General features: G+C 71.0%; 14 protein-coding genes and 1 pseudogene. 9 read left to right on the top strand and 6 right to left on the bottom strand.

The window, feature by feature from the left end; genetic code table 11:
- Positions 1 to 3 precede the first annotated feature (3 nt).
- The 4 genes from L3Q67_RS22135 to L3Q67_RS22120 all read right to left on the bottom strand — a co-directional run bounded on the left by L3Q67_RS22135 (position 4) and on the right by L3Q67_RS22120 (position 3757).
- A complete protein-coding gene (locus L3Q67_RS22135; RefSeq protein WP_499191277.1) occupies positions 4 to 1656 on the bottom strand; it encodes a DUF885 domain-containing protein in 1653 nt (550 codons plus the stop codon).
- A 104-nt stretch (positions 1657 to 1760) separates the two neighbouring features.
- Positions 1761 to 2645, bottom strand: coding sequence for a methylenetetrahydrofolate reductase (locus L3Q67_RS22130; RefSeq protein WP_499191276.1), 885 nt, complete (start codon positions 2643 to 2645; stop codon positions 1761 to 1763).
- A 62-nt stretch (positions 2646 to 2707) separates the two neighbouring features.
- Positions 2708 to 3016 carry an AzlD domain-containing protein gene (locus L3Q67_RS22125; RefSeq protein WP_499191275.1) on the bottom strand — a complete coding sequence of 103 codons (309 nt, stop codon included), beginning with the start codon at positions 3014 to 3016 and terminating at the stop codon, positions 2708 to 2710.
- Between the two features lie 39 nt (positions 3017 to 3055).
- On the bottom strand, positions 3056 to 3757 hold the full coding sequence (locus L3Q67_RS22120; RefSeq protein ID WP_499191274.1) for an AzlC family ABC transporter permease: 702 nt from the start codon (positions 3755 to 3757) through the stop codon (positions 3056 to 3058).
- Positions 3758 to 3813: 56 nt separating this feature from the next.
- On the opposite strand from L3Q67_RS22120, the gene L3Q67_RS22115 reads away from it, so the two are divergent.
- The 4 genes from L3Q67_RS22115 to L3Q67_RS22100 are packed head-to-tail and all read left to right on the top strand — an operon-like array spanning position 3814 to position 7806.
- Complete coding sequence (locus L3Q67_RS22115; protein WP_499191273.1) at positions 3814 to 4374, top strand: CGNR zinc finger domain-containing protein; 561 nt, start codon at positions 3814 to 3816, stop codon at positions 4372 to 4374.
- A 60-nt stretch (positions 4375 to 4434) separates the two neighbouring features.
- Positions 4435 to 5526 (top strand): polyprenyl synthetase family protein, encoded by a 1092-nt coding sequence (locus L3Q67_RS22110; RefSeq protein ID WP_499191272.1) that lies wholly within the window; start codon positions 4435 to 4437, stop codon positions 5524 to 5526.
- On the top strand, positions 5526 to 7010 hold the full coding sequence (crtI, locus tag L3Q67_RS22105) for a phytoene desaturase family protein (protein WP_499191271.1): 1485 nt from the start codon (positions 5526 to 5528) through the stop codon (positions 7008 to 7010). The genes L3Q67_RS22110 and crtI overlap by 1 nt, the downstream gene beginning before the upstream one ends.
- A 10-nt stretch (positions 7011 to 7020) precedes the next feature.
- Positions 7021 to 7806 carry an LLM class F420-dependent oxidoreductase gene (locus L3Q67_RS22100; protein ID WP_499191270.1) on the top strand — a complete coding sequence of 262 codons (786 nt, stop codon included), beginning with the start codon at positions 7021 to 7023 and terminating at the stop codon, positions 7804 to 7806.
- A gap of 79 nt (positions 7807 to 7885) precedes the next feature.
- Here the strand turns inward: L3Q67_RS22100 and L3Q67_RS22095 are convergent, their stop codons facing one another.
- A complete protein-coding gene (locus tag L3Q67_RS22095) occupies positions 7886 to 9415 on the bottom strand; it encodes a sodium:solute symporter family protein (protein WP_499191269.1) in 1530 nt (509 codons plus the stop codon).
- 427 nt (positions 9416 to 9842) lie between these two features.
- Here L3Q67_RS22095 and L3Q67_RS22090 point away from each other — a divergent pair.
- Positions 9843 to 9953, top strand: a pseudogene (locus L3Q67_RS22090) (hypothetical protein); the annotation flags it as partial.
- 215 nt (positions 9954 to 10168) lie between these two features.
- Here L3Q67_RS22090 and L3Q67_RS22085 read toward each other — a convergent pair.
- Positions 10169 to 10537 carry an Rv2175c family DNA-binding protein gene (locus L3Q67_RS22085; protein ID WP_499191268.1) on the bottom strand — a complete coding sequence of 123 codons (369 nt, stop codon included), beginning with the start codon at positions 10535 to 10537 and terminating at the stop codon, positions 10169 to 10171.
- A 122-nt stretch (positions 10538 to 10659) separates the two neighbouring features.
- Here L3Q67_RS22085 and L3Q67_RS22080 point away from each other — a divergent pair, with 122 nt between their 5' ends.
- The 4 genes from L3Q67_RS22080 (at position 10660) to L3Q67_RS22065 (ending at position 15605) form a co-directional block, all read left to right on the top strand.
- Positions 10660 to 12732 carry a Stk1 family PASTA domain-containing Ser/Thr kinase gene (locus L3Q67_RS22080; RefSeq protein ID WP_499191267.1) on the top strand — a complete coding sequence of 691 codons (2073 nt, stop codon included), beginning with the start codon at positions 10660 to 10662 and terminating at the stop codon, positions 12730 to 12732.
- Positions 12714 to 12935 (top strand): NfeD C-terminal domain-containing protein, encoded by a 222-nt coding sequence (locus L3Q67_RS22075; RefSeq protein WP_245371718.1) that lies wholly within the window; start codon positions 12714 to 12716, stop codon positions 12933 to 12935. The genes L3Q67_RS22080 and L3Q67_RS22075 overlap by 19 nt, the downstream gene beginning before the upstream one ends.
- Before the next feature lie 27 nt (positions 12936 to 12962).
- Complete coding sequence (locus L3Q67_RS22070) at positions 12963 to 14459, top strand: flotillin family protein (protein ID WP_499191266.1); 1497 nt, start codon at positions 12963 to 12965, stop codon at positions 14457 to 14459.
- A gap of 135 nt (positions 14460 to 14594) precedes the next feature.
- The gene (locus tag L3Q67_RS22065; protein ID WP_499191265.1) at positions 14595 to 15605 is read left to right on the top strand and encodes a sigma-70 family RNA polymerase sigma factor; all 1011 of its coding nucleotides are present in this window, start codon (positions 14595 to 14597) and stop codon (positions 15603 to 15605) included.
- The last annotated feature ends 13 nt before the right edge of the window (positions 15606 to 15618 follow it).

Here is a 15618-nt window from a genome sequence, read left to right as displayed (position 1 = left end):
ACATCAGTCGAGCTGGGCCAGCTGCTCGCGCAGGGTGTCCAGGCCCATGCCGCCGAGTGCGAGCGCCTTGGTGTGGAACTCCTTGATGTCGAAGGAATCCCCCTTGCGCGCCCGCGCCTCCTCACGGGCGGCCAGCCACAGCCGCTCGCCGAGCTTGTACGACGGCGCCTGCCCCGGCCAGCCGAGGTACCGGTCGATCTCGTCGTACACGTGGGCCTCGTCGGTGATGGTGCGGGTCAGCATGAACTCCAGGCCCAGTTCGGGCGTCCACCGCTCCCCCGGGTGGAAGCCCGCGTCGGCCGGGATCTCCAGTTCCAGGTGCATGCCGATGTCCACGATCACCCGCGCGGCGCGGAAGAGCTGCTCCGACAGCATGCCGAGCAGGTCGCCGTCGTCGTCCAGGTAACCGAGGTCCTGCATCAGCCGCTCGGTGTAGAGCGCCCAGCCCTCGGCGTGCCCGGAGGTGAACGCGATCATGCGCTGGTACTTGTTCAGCGAGGCCGACTGGTACACCGCGGTGGCGATCTGCAGGTGGTGCCCCGGCGCGCCCTCGTGGTAGACGGTGCTGACCTCGCGCCAGGTGGTGAACTCGTCCTTGTCCGCTGGCAGCGACCACCACATCCGGCCGGGACGGCTGAAGTCCTCGCTCGGTGAGGTGTAGTACGCGCCGACCCCGCCACCGGGCGGCGCGATCTTGCACTCCAGCGCCATCACCGCGTCGGGGATCTCGAAGTGCTTGCCGCGCAACGACTTCAGCGCCTCGTCGGACAGGTTCTGCATCCACGCTTCGAAAGCGTCCCGGCCCCGCACGCGGTAGCGCTCGTCCGCGTCGAGCGTGGCGGCCGCCTCGGCGAGCGTCCCGCCCGGCTTGATCCGGTCGGCGACCTCGCGCATTTCGGCTTCCAGGCGCAGGAACTCCGCCCAGCCCCAGGTGTAGGCCTCTTGCAGGTCCAGCTTCGCGCCGACGAAGAACCGGGACCACAGCTGGTAGACCTCTTCGCCGACGGCGTCCTTCGTCGGAGCGACCGGCGCGAGTTCGGCCCGCAGGAAACCGGCGAGTTCGGCGTACGCCTCTTCGGCGAGCCGGGCCCCGCGCTCGAGTTCCGGCGTGCGTTCCGGCGCGCCTTCGATCAGCGTGCTGAAGTAGCCTTTCTTGCCATGCAGCCCGGCCCAGGTTTCCGCCTGCTCGGCGACCTTGCTGACCTGGCGCAGCGCGGCCACCCGGCCGGCGTCGGCCGCGGTCAGCAGCGACGAGCGCAAGCCGTCGAGGCTTTCCGGCACCGCGGCCATCCGGGTGGCGATCCGCTGCCAGTCCTCGGCGGTTTCGGTGGGCATCAGGTCGAAGACCATGCGGAGGTCCTGCACCGGGCTCGCGATCACGTTCAGCGCGGCCAGGTCCAGCCCGGCGTCGTGGATCTCCAGCTCCAGCCCGATCCGCTCGAGGAAGACCGCCTTCGCCGCGCGTTCGCCGTCGTCGGCGGGTTCGGCGGCCTTGACCGCCTCCAGCGCGCGGCGGGCCAGCGTCGCGCGGGCGGTGTACCCGGCCGGCGAGTAGTCGGTCAGCTTGTCGTCGTGCCCGGCGATGCCGAACACCGTCGCGGCGACCGGGTCGGCGGCGGCGAGGTCCTCGACGTAGCGGTCGCAGATCGCGTGCACGCCTTGTTCTCGGCTTTTCGGGGGTCCGGGGGTCGTCCCCCGGGCAGAAGCACTGGAAACCATGTGGCGCACGCTACCTCGCGCCGGCGCGACCCGGCAGCAGGTTATGCGCGTGCCGGGACCAGGCCGAGCCTGCTGACCACCTCGCGCGTGGCCTTGGACCGGTTGAAGGTGTAGAAGTGCAGGTCCGGCACGCCTTCGGCGATGAGCCGCTCGCACAGTTCGGTGACCACGTCGAGCCCTTCGGCGCGGAACGCGGCGGGGTCGTCTTCCAGCGGGGAGAGCCGCTCGAGCAGCCTGCCGGGCGCGCTGGCGCCGGACAGCTCGATCGTCTTGCGCAGCGTCCGCGGGGTGGTCAGCGGCATGATGCCCGGGATCATCAGCGCGTCCGAACCGGCCGCGGCGACCCGGTCGCGCAACCGCAGGAAGTCCTCCGCCTCGAAGAACAGCTGGGCGATGGCGAAGTCGGCGCCCGCGTTGAACTTCCGCACCAGGTGGCGGGTGTCCTCGTCGAGGTCGGCCGAGCGCGGGTGGCCGTAGGGGAACGCGGACACGCCGACGCAGAAGTCCCCGAGCGAGCGCACCAGCTCGACCAGTTCCTCGGCGTAGTTCAGCCCGGCCGGGTGCGGGATCCACTCGCCGTACGGGTCGCCGGGCGGGTCGCCGCGCAGGGCGAGGATGTTGCGCACGCCGACCGCGGCGTACCAGCCGATCACGTTGCGCAGTTCGGCGACCGAGTGGTTGACCGCGGTCAGGTGCGCCATCGGCACCAGCGTGGTCTCCGTGGCCACCCTGGCGATGCTGCGGATGGTGCCGTCGCGGCTGGTCCCGCCGGCGCCGTAGGTGATCGACATGTACGCCGGGTCGAACCCCTCCAGCTCCCGGATCGACCGCCACAGGATCGCTTCGTCGGCGTCGTCACGGGGCGGGAAGAACTCCACCGAGAACACGGTTTCGTTGCCGCGCAGCCGTTCCACCACCGAGGTCATGATGGTCATGCTAGTGGTCGGAGTCCGTTTGGCGAGACCGGCCTCTCGGGTGATGGGACTGATCACACCACCCAGCGCAGCCCCGCGGTGACCACCACGGCGAGCGCGATGGACGGCAGCGCGGGCAGCTTCAGCAGGTAGGCGCCGCTCGCCACGCCGAGTCCGGCGCAGAGCCGCCAATCGAACGCGGACCAGCCCTGACCGGTGACGTCGGTGACCACGAGCCCGGCGAGCAACGCGGGCGCGAGCGCGGCGATCACCACCGAAGCCCACGGCGGCAGCTTCCGGTCGCCCAGCAACGCGGGACCGGCCGCCTTGATCCCCACGCTGACCGCCGCGACGAGCAGGATGCTCACCCAGAGTTCACTCATGCCGACACCTCCCACGGCCACTGCGCCACCTGTGTGTGCTCATGTCGTCACGGTCCGCTGTCCGGCTCGCCGGGTGCGCAGGCCGAGCAGCGCGGCGGCGGCCGAGCCGACGATGGCCAGGCCGATCGGCAGCACCAAGGCCAGCCCGGCGGCCAGGACCACGGCCAGCGCGGCGACCTCGCGGGCCGCCGGTTCCTTGCGCAATTCGTCGATCAGCAGGAGCAGGAAGAAGCCGGGGAACACCACGTCCAGGCCGAAGCGGTGCACCACGTCGGCGGGTGGCGCGACCAGCACCCCGGCGAGCGTGCCGAGCACCCAGGCCGGGAACTGCACGAGGGTGCCGCCGATCATCTTCTCCCGGTCGAACCGGCCGCCGCCGAGGTGCGCGGCCGCCCAGGAAGCGTCCACCACGGCCTGGCCTTCCAGCGCCCGCCGCAGCCTGCCGCCCTTGAAGTCGCTCGCGGCGGCCACGCCCATCGGCAGGAACCGCGCGTTGATCAGCGCGGCCGCCCCGACCGCCACGCCGACCCCGCCGTCGCCCGCCAGCGCCGCGGCCAGCGCGAACTGCGCGGAGCCGGAGAACACCAGCACCGAGCAGGCGAGTGGCGCGAGCACGCCCCAGCCGAGCGACTGGGTGAGCGCGCCGAAGGTCAGCCCCAGCACCGCGGTCGCCGTGGCGAAACCGGCGCCGACCCGGATGCCGGCGAGGTAGCCGCTGGTCCTCGATGTCTCGGAGGTCATGCTTCCAAACTAACAGGCTAAAGCCGATTAGACCATGAGAGCTTAGACTGGCGGACATGGCGGACAGCTGGCGCGGGTACACCCTCGCGGGTGGGCACATCGCGCTCGACCTGGTCAACACGGTGTCGTGGCGCGGCGATCCGCCCCGGCGAACGGACCGGCTCGAACTGCCCGGCTTCTTCGCCCACTGGCTCGAAGAGACCGGGCTGGCCCGCTTCGACGGTGATCTGTCCGCCGTCTACCCCGGCCTGCGCGAATTGCGTGAACTGCTGTACGACCTGCTCGCCGAGGGCGACCCGGCGCAGGCCGACCTCGATCGCTTCGGCGAACTGCTCGCCGCGGCACACGCGCGCGCGAAGGCGGAACCGTCGCTGCCGGTGCGCTGGTCGGTGCCGGTCGAGACGCCGGACGACCTCCTCCCGGCGCTCGTGCTCCGGGCCGACGAACTGCTGCGGTCCCCCGAAACGGCGAACATCCGGCGGTGCGAGGGCCGCGGGTGCGCCTGGCTGTTCATCGACAGCACCCGCAACCATTCCCGCCGCTGGTGCCGGTCGGACGACTGCGGGAACCGCGAACGCGCCCGGCGCCACTACCAGCGCACGCGCGAACCCGTCTGATTCACCACATCCGGCGACCCCGGCTGGGCATCCGTCCGGGTGAACGCGGACGATGTAGGCATGAGCGAGCCGGGCTTCGACGCCGATTTCCCCGCGCACGTCGAGCGTGCGCTCGAGAAGTTCCTGCGTGAAGCGGGCGACCCGATCCGCGCGATCGAACCGACCACCGGCCCCGGTGTGGACGCGCTCAGCGAGTTCGTGCTCGGCGGTGGCAAGCGGTTGCGCCCGACCTTCGCCTGGTGGGGCTGGCGCGGTGCGGGCGGTGACCCGGCCGGCCCGGACGCCGAAGGTGTGCTGCAGGCGGTCGCCAGCCTGGAACTGGTGCAGGCCTGCGCGCTGATCCACGACGACCTGATGGACTCCTCCGACTCCCGGCGCGGCTCGCCGACGGTGCACGTCGCCTTCGCCAAGCGCCACGCCGACCACGGCTGGCTCGGCTCGGCGGCCGGTTTCGGCCAGGCCGCGGCCGTGCTGCTCGGCGACCTCGCGCTGGCGTGGGCCGACGACATGTTCGCCGCCGCCCCGCTGCCCGCGCGGACCTTGGCCGCCGCGCGACCGGCCTGGCGCGCGATGCGTACGGAGGTGCTCGCCGGGCAATACCTGGACGTGCACACCCAGGCCACCGGCGACGCCTCCCCCGAGGCCGCGCTGCGCATCGACCGGCTGAAGACCGCCGCCTACACCGTCCAGCGCCCGCTGCACCTCGGCGCCGCGCTGGCCGGCGCGGACGACCGGCTGATCGGCGCGCTCCTTTCCTTCGGGCGCGACCTCGGCGTCGCCTTCCAGCTGCGCGACGACCTGCTCGGCGTGTTCGGCGACCCGTCGATCACCGGCAAGCCCGCCGGGGACGACCTGCGGGAGGGCAAGCGGACGCTGTTGCTCGCGCTCGGCATGGAACTCGCGGGCGCGCAGGGCCGCCGGGCCGACGCGACCGTGATCGCCGACGCGGTCGGCGACAAGGACCTCACCGAGGACGCGGTCACCGAGGTGCGCGAAGCGCTCACCGGCGTCGGCGCGGTGGCCGCGGTCGAACGCCGGATCGAGGACCTCACCACGGCGGCGCTGGGCTCGCTCGACGCCGCCGAACTCGCCGAACCGGCCACCACCCGGCTGCGTGAACTCGCGGTCCAGGCCACGCAGAGGAAGTACTAGTGACAGACCACGTCGTGGTGGTCGGCGCCGGGCTCGCCGGGCTGTCGGCCGCGCTGCACCTGCTGGGTTCGGGCCGCGAGGTCACCGTGGTCGAACAGGACGAGCGCCCCGGCGGGCGCGCGGGCCAGTCCTCCCGCGACGGCTACCACCACGACACCGGCGCCAGCGTGTTCACCATGCCGGAGCTGCTCGACGAGGCCTTCGCCGCGGTCGGTGAGTCCACTTCGGACCGGGTGCGGCTCATCCGGCTCGATCCGGCCTACCGCGCGCACTTCGCCGACGGCAGCACGCTCGCGCTGCACACCGACGGCGACGCGATGGAGGCGGAGATCCGCGCGTTCGCCGGTCCGGGTGAAGCGGCCGGTTACCGGCGGTTGCGCACCTGGCTGACCGAGCTGTACGCGGCGCAGAAGGACCACTTCATCGGCGCCAACTTCGACTCCCCCGCCGACCTGGTCCGCCCGGAACTGGCGAAACTGGCCGCGCTCGGCGGGTTCGGCAGGCTCGGCCCGCGGATGGCCCGGTACCTGCGCGACGAGCGCGTGCGGCGGCTGTTCTCCTTCCAGTCGCTCTACGCCGGACTGGACCCGATGCGCGCGATCGCCGCGTACGGCGTCATCTCCTACATGGACACCGTCGGCGGGGTCCACTACCCGGCCGGCGGGATCGGGAAGGTCGCCGAAGCCATGGCCGGCGCGGCGGAGAAGGCCGGGGCGAAGCTGAAGTTCGCCACGCACGCGGCGTGGCTGGAGCGGCGGGGGTCCCATGTGGACGCCGTGCGCACCAGCGGTGGTGAGCGGATCGCCTGTGACGCGGTGGTGGTGGCCACCGAACTGGACGCGGCGTACCAGCTGCTCGGCGCCCGGCCGCGACGGCCGCTGCCGCTGCGGTACTCGCCGTCGGCGGTGGTGCTGCTCGGGCACACCGGCCGGTCGTGGCCGGAGCTGGACCACCACACCATCTTCTTCGGCGGCGCCTGGGAACGGACCTTCGCGGAGATCATCCGCCAGGGCGGGCTGATGAGCGATCCGTCGCTGCTGGTCACCCGGCCGACGGCGACCGATCCGTCGCTCGCCCCGGCGGGCAGGCAGGTGGTCTCGGTGCTGGCACCCGCGCCGAACCTGCACGCCGGCCACGTCGACTGGGCGCGCGTCGGCCCGGCCTACCGCGAGGAACTGGTGCGCACGCTGGAAAAGCGCGGGCTGTCCGGGTTCAGCGACGAGTTCGAGGTGGTCGACGCGGTGACCCCGGCCGACTGGGCGGCACGCGGGCTCGGTGCCGGGACGCCGTTCTCACTGGCGCACACATTCGCCCAAACGGGACCTTTCCGCCCGCGCAATGTGCTACGGGGCATCGAAAACGCGGCACTGGCCGGGTGCGGGACCACACCCGGCGTTGGCATTCCGCCGGTGCTCATCTCCGGGAAGCTCGCCGCCGCCCGGATCCTCGCCCGAACAGGTGCCGCGGTGGCGCACCGGGGCTAGGGTCGGAAGCATGACGACACCCAACCGGCCGATCCGGGTCGGAGTCCAGATCCAGCCCCAGCACGCCGACTACGCCACCATCCGCCGGGCCGCGTCCGAGGCCGAGGACCTCGGGGTGGACATCGCCTTCAACTGGGACCACTTCTACCCGCTCTACGGGGAACCCGAAGGCAAGCACTACGAGTGCTGGACCATGCTCGGTGCCTGGGCCGAGTCCACCTCGCGGGTGGAGATCGGCGCGCTGGTCACCTGCAACAGCTACCGCAACCCCGAACTGCTCGCCGACATGGCGCGCACGGTGGACAACATCAGCGACGGCAGGCTGATCCTCGGCATCGGCTCCGGCTGGTTCGAAAAGGACTACACCGAATACGGCTACGAGTTCGGCACCGCCGGCGGCAGGCTCAACGACCTCGGTGAGGCGCTGCCGCGGATCGAGGCACGGCTCGGGAAGCTGAACCCGCAGCCGGTGCGCAAGATCCCGGTGCTCATCGGTGGTGGCGGCGAGAAGAAGACGCTGCGCCTGGTGGCCAAGCACGCCGACATCTGGCACGGCTTCGGCGACCCGGAGACCGTGGAGCGCAAGGTGCGCATCCTCGACCAGCACTGCGCCGACGTCGGCCGCGACCCGGCGGAGATCGAGCGCTCGGTCTCCGTGGAGTCCGAGCCGAGCGCGCTGGGCCCGCAGCTGCTCGAGCACGGCGTCTCGCTGTTCACCGTCGGCGTGACCGGCCCGGACTACGACTTCTCGCTGCTGCGCCAATGGGTCGAATGGCGGGACAAAACCAACGGCTGACCCTCCGGCCCAAACGCTATGAGTGGGGCATTACTAGCAATGAACGCTAGTAATGCCCCACTCATAGCATTCGCGGGAGCTACTTCGCGGCTACCCGGGCGGGTTCGCCGGGATCACCGGGTTCGGTGGTCCGCTCGTCGGTGGACAACGAGTCGATCAGCAGGTCCCGGTCGGCCGTGCGCTGCGAGAACACCAGCCCGATCACCAGGAACAGCCCCAGCGAGGTGAGCAGCGGGAAGGCCACCAGCGCCTCCTTCGGCACCCCACCCCCGCTCTTCTGCGTGATGTACAGCGTCGCCCAGACCGCCAGCCCGGCCAGGGTGGAGGTCAGCGCGGCCAGTGGTCCCATCCGCCGGAACCACGGCAGCAGGCCCAGCATCAGCGGCACCGCGATCGGGCCCATCGTGGCGGCCACCAGGTCGACCACGATCCTGAGCACCCCGCCGTTGGTGTCCAGTGACAACGCGATCGCCATGCTCAGCCCGATGAACAGGAACGTGGTGATCCGCGCCAGTTTCAGCTGCGCGTCCTGACTCAGCTGTTTGGCGCCCTTCCACAGCCTTGGCAACATATCCCGGGTGATCACCGCCGAGATCACGTTGGCGTCCGAGGACACCATCGCCATGGTGTGCGAGAAGAACCCCGCCAGCACCAGCCCGATCATCCCGACCGGCAGCATGATCTTGCCCAGCTCGACGTAGGCGTCGTTGGCCACGGCCAGGTCCGGCACGATCAGCGGCGCGGCCCACATCGGGAAGAACAGCACCAGCGGCCAGACCAGCCACAGGAAGCTGGACAGCATCGCCGACTTGCGCGCCGCCGCCCCGTCCGGCGCGGCCATGTAGCGCTGCGCCAGGTTCCACATGCCGCCGTTGTACTCCAGCGTCTTGATCACGAACAGCGCCATGAAGAAGGTCGAGGTGTACTCGCCGTTGAGCGGCTGGCTCCGGTCGGCGGGCAACTGGTCCCAGATCTCCCACATGAACTGGATGCCGCCGAAGTGCGCGGCCACCGCCACGAACATCACGATGCCCGCCGCGGCCTGGATGATGAACTGGCCGAAGTCGGTGAGCGCGTCGGCCCAGAGCCCGCCCATCACCGAGTAGATCATCGTGACCACGCCGACGAGCAGGATGCCGACCTCGATCGGCACCCCGGCGAACCCGCGGAGCAGGATGGCCACCGCGGACCACTTCGCCGCGATGTCGACCACCTTGAGCACCGCGCCCGACCAGGCCATCACCTGCTGCGTCGGCACGTTGTAGCGCCGTGCCAGGTACTCCAGCGGTGAGGCCACGCCGTGCTTGGCCCGCAGCCGGTTCCACCGGGCGGCGAACAGCCAGCTGCCGATGCCCACGCCGACGCCGATGGTCAGCGCCCACCAGACGTAGACGGTGAAGCCGAGCCGGTACGCCTCGCCCGCGAACGCCACGAACATGACGGCGCTGTAGCCCGACATGTGGTGCGAGATCCCGGACAGCCACCACGGCATCTTGCCGCCGGCGGTGAAGAAGTCGACCACGTTCCGGATGCGGTTCTTCGACCACAGGCCGATCGCCACCATCACGAAGAAGTAAGCGCCGACCACTATCCAGTCCAGCGTCTCCATCGCACCTCCCTGAGTTTCACCCGCGCGAGTTCTGTGACGTACGTCTTACGAGGGGATTTCGGTCGTTGGAAGCTTCGGCTGGGAAGTGAATCACACTTGTGACTTACTTTCACATACATGAACAGTTTCCAGGCGTGCGAAAGCGCAGGCAGGGGGTGGTCAGCCGGATTTCACCCGATTGGCCGCAGCCGGATCAGGTGGGAGGTAGACGCCTGACCGGCTCGGGGTGCTCCGGCAGGTCGCGCCGACCGTTCGCCTATTGGGCGGACAGGTCGTCCGTCGCGTCCTGTCCGGCCTTGGCGGTGCGACGGAGGAAGTCCGCGATCGCCGCCAGCTCGTCGACCGTGTAGTCGGTCATCAGCTCGTCCATCGACGCGTTCATGCCCGCGTAGAGGCGGAAGAGTTCCGGGTTGCGCTCACGCCGGTCATGGTCGCCGTGTGCACCCCCGCCCGCCGCGCCAGCGCGCTGGGGCTGAGCGCGGCAGGGCTGCTGCTCGGCGTCCTCGGCGTGCCCCTGATCGGCACGGCCGCCGCGATCGGCCTCGTCCTCTACTACGTCTGCGCCGTCTTCGCCCACGTACGGGTCAGCGACCACAGTCCCAGTTCGGCCTCGCGAACGGATTCCTCGTACTCGCCACAGCCACCCTCATCCTCGACCTCGCGACTTCCTGAAAGAAAGCTCTGGTCAGGGAGTTCGCGGACCGGTCACGGCGGGGCACGCTTCACGGCCGCCTTCGACGCGGCGGGGAACGCTCAGAAGGCCATCGCCTGTGCGCGGCGCTTGACTTCGGTGCCGTGGTTCTCGCGCAGCGCGTTGATGGGCGTGCTGCCGGGCAGGGAGTCGTCCGCCTCGAACAGCCAGCGCAGCATCTCCGTGCGGCCGAAACCGGCGTCGGCGAGCACCGTGACGGTGCCGCCGAGGCCCTTCACGATCGCGTCGCCGACCAGGAAGTCGGCCGGGATCATCAGGTCGCCACTGCGGCGGACGGCGATCAGCTGCCCGTCGCGGAGCAGCTGCCGGACCTTGTTGGCCGACTGCCCGAGCGCGGTGGCCACTTCCCCGAGCGGAAGCACGGCCACATCGGCGTCGAGGATGTCATCGGCGACTGGAATCGCACTCACACCGATACTGTGCCACAACCCGGCCGTTGGCACCGATGGCGTAACGAAACCTCAACAAGGTCAACCATCACCCGGCAGGGCACGTCCTACCGGACATGGTCACATCCGTACGATCGTCAACCGTGACACGCACGGAAGCCGGCCTGGTCGGCACCCTGCTCGACCGGCGGTACCGGGTCGACCGGCTGCTCGCCCGCGGTGGCATGTCCTCGGTGTACCGCGGCGTGGACACCCGGCTCGACCGCCCGGTGGCGATCAAGGTGATGGACCCGCGGTTCGCCGACGACCGCTCCTTCGTCGACCGCTTCGAGCGCGAGGCGCGCTCGGCGGCCAAACTGCACCACCAGCACGTGGTGGCCGTGCACGACCAGGGCCTGGACACCTCGGCCGAGGTCGGCCGCGCCTTCCTGGTGATGGAACTGGTCGACGGCGGCACCCTGCGCGAGGTGCTCACCGAGCAGGGCCCGCTGGACATCGCGCTGGCGCTGTCCGTGGCCGAGCCGGTGCTCTCGGCACTCGCCGCCGCTCACCGCGCCGGTCTGGTGCACCGCGACGTCAAGCCGGAGAACGTGCTCATCGGGCGCGGTGGCCAGCTCGGCGCCGGCGTGGTCAAGGTGGCCGACTTCGGCCTGGTCCGCGCGGTCGCCAGCGCGGGAACCACCAGCTCCAGCGTCATCCTCGGCACGGTCGCCTACCTCTCCCCCGAGCAGGTCACGCTCGGCGCGGCGAGCGTGCGCGGCGACGTCTACTCCGCCGGGATCCTGCTCTACGAGATGCTCACCGGGCAGACGCCCTACACCGGCGACACGGCGATCTCGGTGGCCTACCGGCACGTGAACGACGACGTGCCCGCGCCGAGCCGGCTGCGGCCGGGGATCCCGCCCGCGCTCGACCAGCTCGTGCTGCGCGCGACCCGCCGCGACCCCGAAGCCCGTCCCGCCGACGCGGGCGCCTTCCTCGACGAACTCCTGCAGGTGCGGGCCGAGCTGGGCATCCCGCGGGTGCCGGTGCCCGTGCCGCCGCCCCCGGACGTCGACCGCGAATCCGACGTGGAGAAGACCACGCCGCACCTGGCCGCGATCGCCGCGGCGCCGACCGCCCCGGCCGTGCCCGCGGTGCAGCCCGGCCCGCAGCTGGCCGACCAGCCCACCCTGCGGCACGTCCCGCAGGCGCCGCCCGTCCGGCACGCGACGAAGATGTACGACCGGCCCGCGGTCCCGCCCCCGCACACGCCACCGCCACCCTCGCCCCCGGCGGGCAACCCGGCGCCCGCGTACGAGGAGCAGCCGTCACCCCGGTCGCGCAAGCGGCTGTACGTCCTGATCGCGGTCGTCGTGGTGCTGCTCGGCGGCACGATCGGCGCGGCATCCTGGTGGTACTCCGGCGGCCGGTACGCGCAGGTGCCGAAGCTGGCCGGCATGTCGCAGGCCGAGGCCGGTGACATGCTGCGTGCCGCGCAGTTGAACCCGGCCTACACCAAGGAAATGCACAACACCGTGCCCGCGGGCACGGTGATCCGGACCGATCCCGACGCCGGGGCCGAAGTGCTGCTCGACGAGCAGGTGTCGGTGGTCGTCTCCGAAGGCCAGCCGGTGGTGCCCGACATCAAGCCGGGCGCGGACCCGGCCACCGCGGAGCAGTCGATCCGGCTGGTCAAGCTCGAACCGAAGCTGGACCCGAAGCTCGACGACTACAGCGCGACCGTGCCCAAGGGCGCGGTGGTCAAGGTGCAGCCGACCCCGGGCAGCCGGGCCAACATCGGCGACCCCGTGTCGATCGGGCTCTCGAAGGGCCCGCCGCCGCTGCCGGTGCCGGACGTGACCGGCCGGAGCAAGGAGGAGGCGTTCAAGGCGCTGACCGACGCCGGGTTCCAGCCGTTCGAGGCCGGTGAGGAGTTCGTGCAGAACGTGCCCGCGGGCAAGGTCAGCAAGACCAGCCCACCCGGCGGCACCGTGGTCACCGGCGGCGACAAGCGGATCGGCGTGTTCATCTCCAGCGCCGTGCAGGTGCCGAACGTGGTCGGCCGCTCGCCGAAGGACGCGGCGAAGATCCTGCGCGAGGCCGGGCTCGACCCGGACTTCAAGCGCGGCAGGGACGACGAGAAGAACGACTTCAACCTCGTGGTGGAGACCAACCCGCCGGCGGGCACGCCGGTCGGCAAGGGCACCAAGGTGCAGTGCCGGACGTTCCTGTGATCGGCAGTCGAGGCCGGGTCACCGGCACCATCGGCCCGGGCCTGGTCGGCGAGGTGCTGCTCAGCGTCCGCGGTGGCACGGAAGCGTTCTACGCCTACCCCGCCGACGGTCAGGAACGATTCGAAAACGGAACGCAGGTACTGGTGGTGGATTTCGAGTCACCGCGTACGGTCTACGTCCAGCGCTGGCTGCCGCTCGGCTGACCAGCCACTCACCTGGGGGAGACTGACGTGGATCCGCTGATCCTCGCCGGCGTTGTCGTCGGCGCCATCATCGTGCTGTTCATCCTGCTCCGCATGCTCTACAAGGTCGCGGAGCCCAACGAGGCGCTGCTCATCTCCGGCTGGGGCGTGCGCGTGCAGCGCTCGGAGACCGCGGACAGCCTCGGCTTCAAGATCATCACCGGCAAGGGCGTGCTGGTGATCCCGGGCTTCCAGACCGCGCGGCGGCTGTCGCTGGACACCAGGGGCGCCAACCTGCAGGTCTCGTGCGTGACCAAGCAGGGCCTTCCGGTGACCGTGCGCGCGGTGGTCATCTACAAGGTCGGGGACGACTTCGCCTCGATCGCCAACGCCGCCCGCCGGTTCCTCGACCAGCAGGACGGCATGAACGACACCATCCACGAGCTGTTCGCCGGGCACCTGCGCTCGATCGTCGGCGGGCTGACCATCGAGGAGATGATCCACAACCGGGACGCGCTCACCGGGGAGATCCGCAGCTCGTCGGCGAACGAGATGATCAAGCTCGGGCTGGTGGTCGACTCGCTGCAGATCCAGGAGATCGAGGACGAGTCGGGCTACATCCTGAACCTGGGCAAGCCGCACGCGGCCGCGGTGGCCGCGTCCGCGCGCATCGCCGAGGCGCAGCGCGACCAGGAAGCCACCCAGGCCGAGCAGGTCGCCGCCGCGCAGAAGGCGGGCGCGATCCGCGAGAGCGAGATCAAGCAGGCCGGGTTCCAGGCCGAAGTGGACCAGGCGCGGGCGAAGGCCGGTCAGTCCGGCCCGCTGGCCGAGGCGACCGCCCGCCAGGAGGTCGTGGTCCAGGAGACCAGGGCGGCGGAGCTGGAAGCCGCGCTGGCCGAGCAGAAGCTGCAGTCGCAGGTCCGCAAGCCCGCCGACGCGCGAGCGTATGACACCAGGACCTCCGCGGACGCCGAGCGCGACGCGGCGATCGCCAAGGCGCAGGCCGAGGCCAAGGAGACCGAACTGCGGGCCGCGGCCGACGCGACCAAGGTGAAGACCGCCGCCGAGGCCGAGGCGCAGGCGACCAAGGCCCGTGGTGAAGCCAGTGCCGCCGCGACCAGGGCCACCGGTGAAGCGCAGGCGCACGCCGCCAAGGCGCAGGGGCTGGCCGAAGCGGACGCCGCCAGGGCGAAGGGGCTCGCCGAAGCCGAGGCGGCCAAGGCGAAGGGCCTCGCCGAGGCGGACGCGATCCAGGCGCGTGCCGCGGCGCTGGCGGAGAACCAGGAGGCCGTGGTCGCGCAGCAGCTGGCCGAGCGGTGGCCGGAGATCGTGGAAGCCGGGGCGAAGGCGTTCGGCAGCGTGGACCACATGGTGGTGTTCAACGGCGCCGACGGCGTGTCCGACATGTTCGCCAAGGCGCTCTCGCTCGGTGGCACCGGCCTCGGCCTGGCTCGCCAGCTCATGGAGGCGATGGGCCAGACGAGCAAGTCCGCCGAGCCCGAGACCAACGGTTCCGTGGTGCCCACCACGACCGACCTCCGCTGAACCACCCGAGCACGAAACACGTATTCCCGAAGGACCGATGAGTTCGCCGCCCGGGCCCGGTCAGTACCGGTGCAAGGGCCAGACCGGGCACCGGTGGCGGAGGAATCGGCAGGCGGGAGGAAGGTCGTGGGCACGATGACAGAAGTGGTGAGCACCGGCACGGACGGTGACTTCCTGAGCCAGGCCGATCCCTACCGGCGTGAGCTGATGGCCCACTGCTACCGGATGCTCGGCTCGGTGCACGACGCCGAGGACCTCGTGCAGGAAACCTACATTCGTGCCTGGCGCGCCTACGACCGTTTCGAGGGCCGTTCCTCACTGCGTACGTGGCTCTACCGCATCGCCACCAGCGCCTGCCTGACCGCGCTGGAAAGCCGCGGCAGGCGCCCGATGCCCACCGGCCTCGGCGCGCCCGGCTGCGAGCCGGAGGACACCCTGCAGGAGCGGCGCGAGGTGCCGTGGCTGGAGCCGGTGCCCGACGCGCTCACCGGGGCCGACGGCGCCGACCCGGCCGCGATCGTCACCTCCCGCGAGAGCGTCCGGCTCGCGCTGGTCGCCGCGCTGCAGCACCTGCCACCGCGTCAGCGCGCGGTGCTGATCCTGCGTGACGTGCTGAAGTGGCGGGCCGCCGAGGTGGCCGAGCTGATGGACATCTCCACACCCGCGGTGAACAGCATCCTGCAGCGCGCCCGCGCGCAACTGGAGAAGGTGGCGCCGACCGAGAACGCGGTGACCGAGCCGTCCGCCGCCGAGCAGCGCGAACTGCTCGACCGCTTCGTCACCGCCTTCGAAGCCAAGGACATCCCGGCGATCATCAAGCTGTTCACCGAGGACGCGGTCTGGGAGATGCCGCCGTTCGCCGGCTGGTACCTCGGTGTCGAGCGGATCGCCCGCCACCTGTCCACGCGCTGCCCCTGCCGTCCTGGGCACACCCGGCTGGTGGCCACCTGGGCCAATGGGCAGCCCGCCTTCGGCACGTACCTGCGAGAGAGCGACGGCGAGCGGTTCCGCGCGTTCAACCTGCAGGTGCTCACCCTGGGCCGGGGCGGGATCACGCACGTGGCGAACTTCGTGGACGCGAGCCTGTTCGCGGTCTTCGAACTGCCGGAAACGCTGCCTGCCGACTACCCCGCCGCCACCGCCTGAGCGCGGGGTCCGG

Origin of the sequence: Saccharothrix sp. AJ9571 (genome assembly GCF_021725495.1) — a bacterium.
GTDB lineage: Bacteria > Actinomycetota > Actinomycetes > Mycobacteriales > Pseudonocardiaceae > Amycolatopsis > Amycolatopsis magusensis.
Note: the sequence above shows the minus strand (reverse complement) of the source record. Positions and strands in the feature narration are given on the sequence as shown.

Bases quoted from the DNA above. Each gene is read 5' to 3' on its own strand.
- L3Q67_RS22130 (WP_499191276.1), bottom strand. From the start codon at position 2,645: ATGACCTCGGTGGTGGAACGGCTGCGCGGCAACGAAACCGTGTTCTCG.
- L3Q67_RS22125 (WP_499191275.1), bottom strand. From the start codon at position 3,016: ATGAGTGAACTCTGGGTGAGCATCCTGCTCGTCGCGGCGGTCAGCGTG.
- L3Q67_RS22120 (WP_499191274.1), bottom strand. From the start codon at position 3,757: ATGACCTCCGAGACATCGAGGACCAGCGGCTACCTCGCCGGCATCCGG.
- L3Q67_RS22115 (WP_499191273.1), top strand. From the start codon at position 3,814: ATGGCGGACAGCTGGCGCGGGTACACCCTCGCGGGTGGGCACATCGCG.
- L3Q67_RS22110 (WP_499191272.1), top strand. From the start codon at position 4,435: ATGAGCGAGCCGGGCTTCGACGCCGATTTCCCCGCGCACGTCGAGCGT.
- L3Q67_RS22100 (WP_499191270.1), top strand. From the start codon at position 7,021: ATGACGACACCCAACCGGCCGATCCGGGTCGGAGTCCAGATCCAGCCC.
- L3Q67_RS22095 (WP_499191269.1), bottom strand. From the start codon at position 9,415: ATGGAGACGCTGGACTGGATAGTGGTCGGCGCTTACTTCTTCGTGATG.
- L3Q67_RS22065 (WP_499191265.1), top strand. From the start codon at position 14,595: ATGACAGAAGTGGTGAGCACCGGCACGGACGGTGACTTCCTGAGCCAG.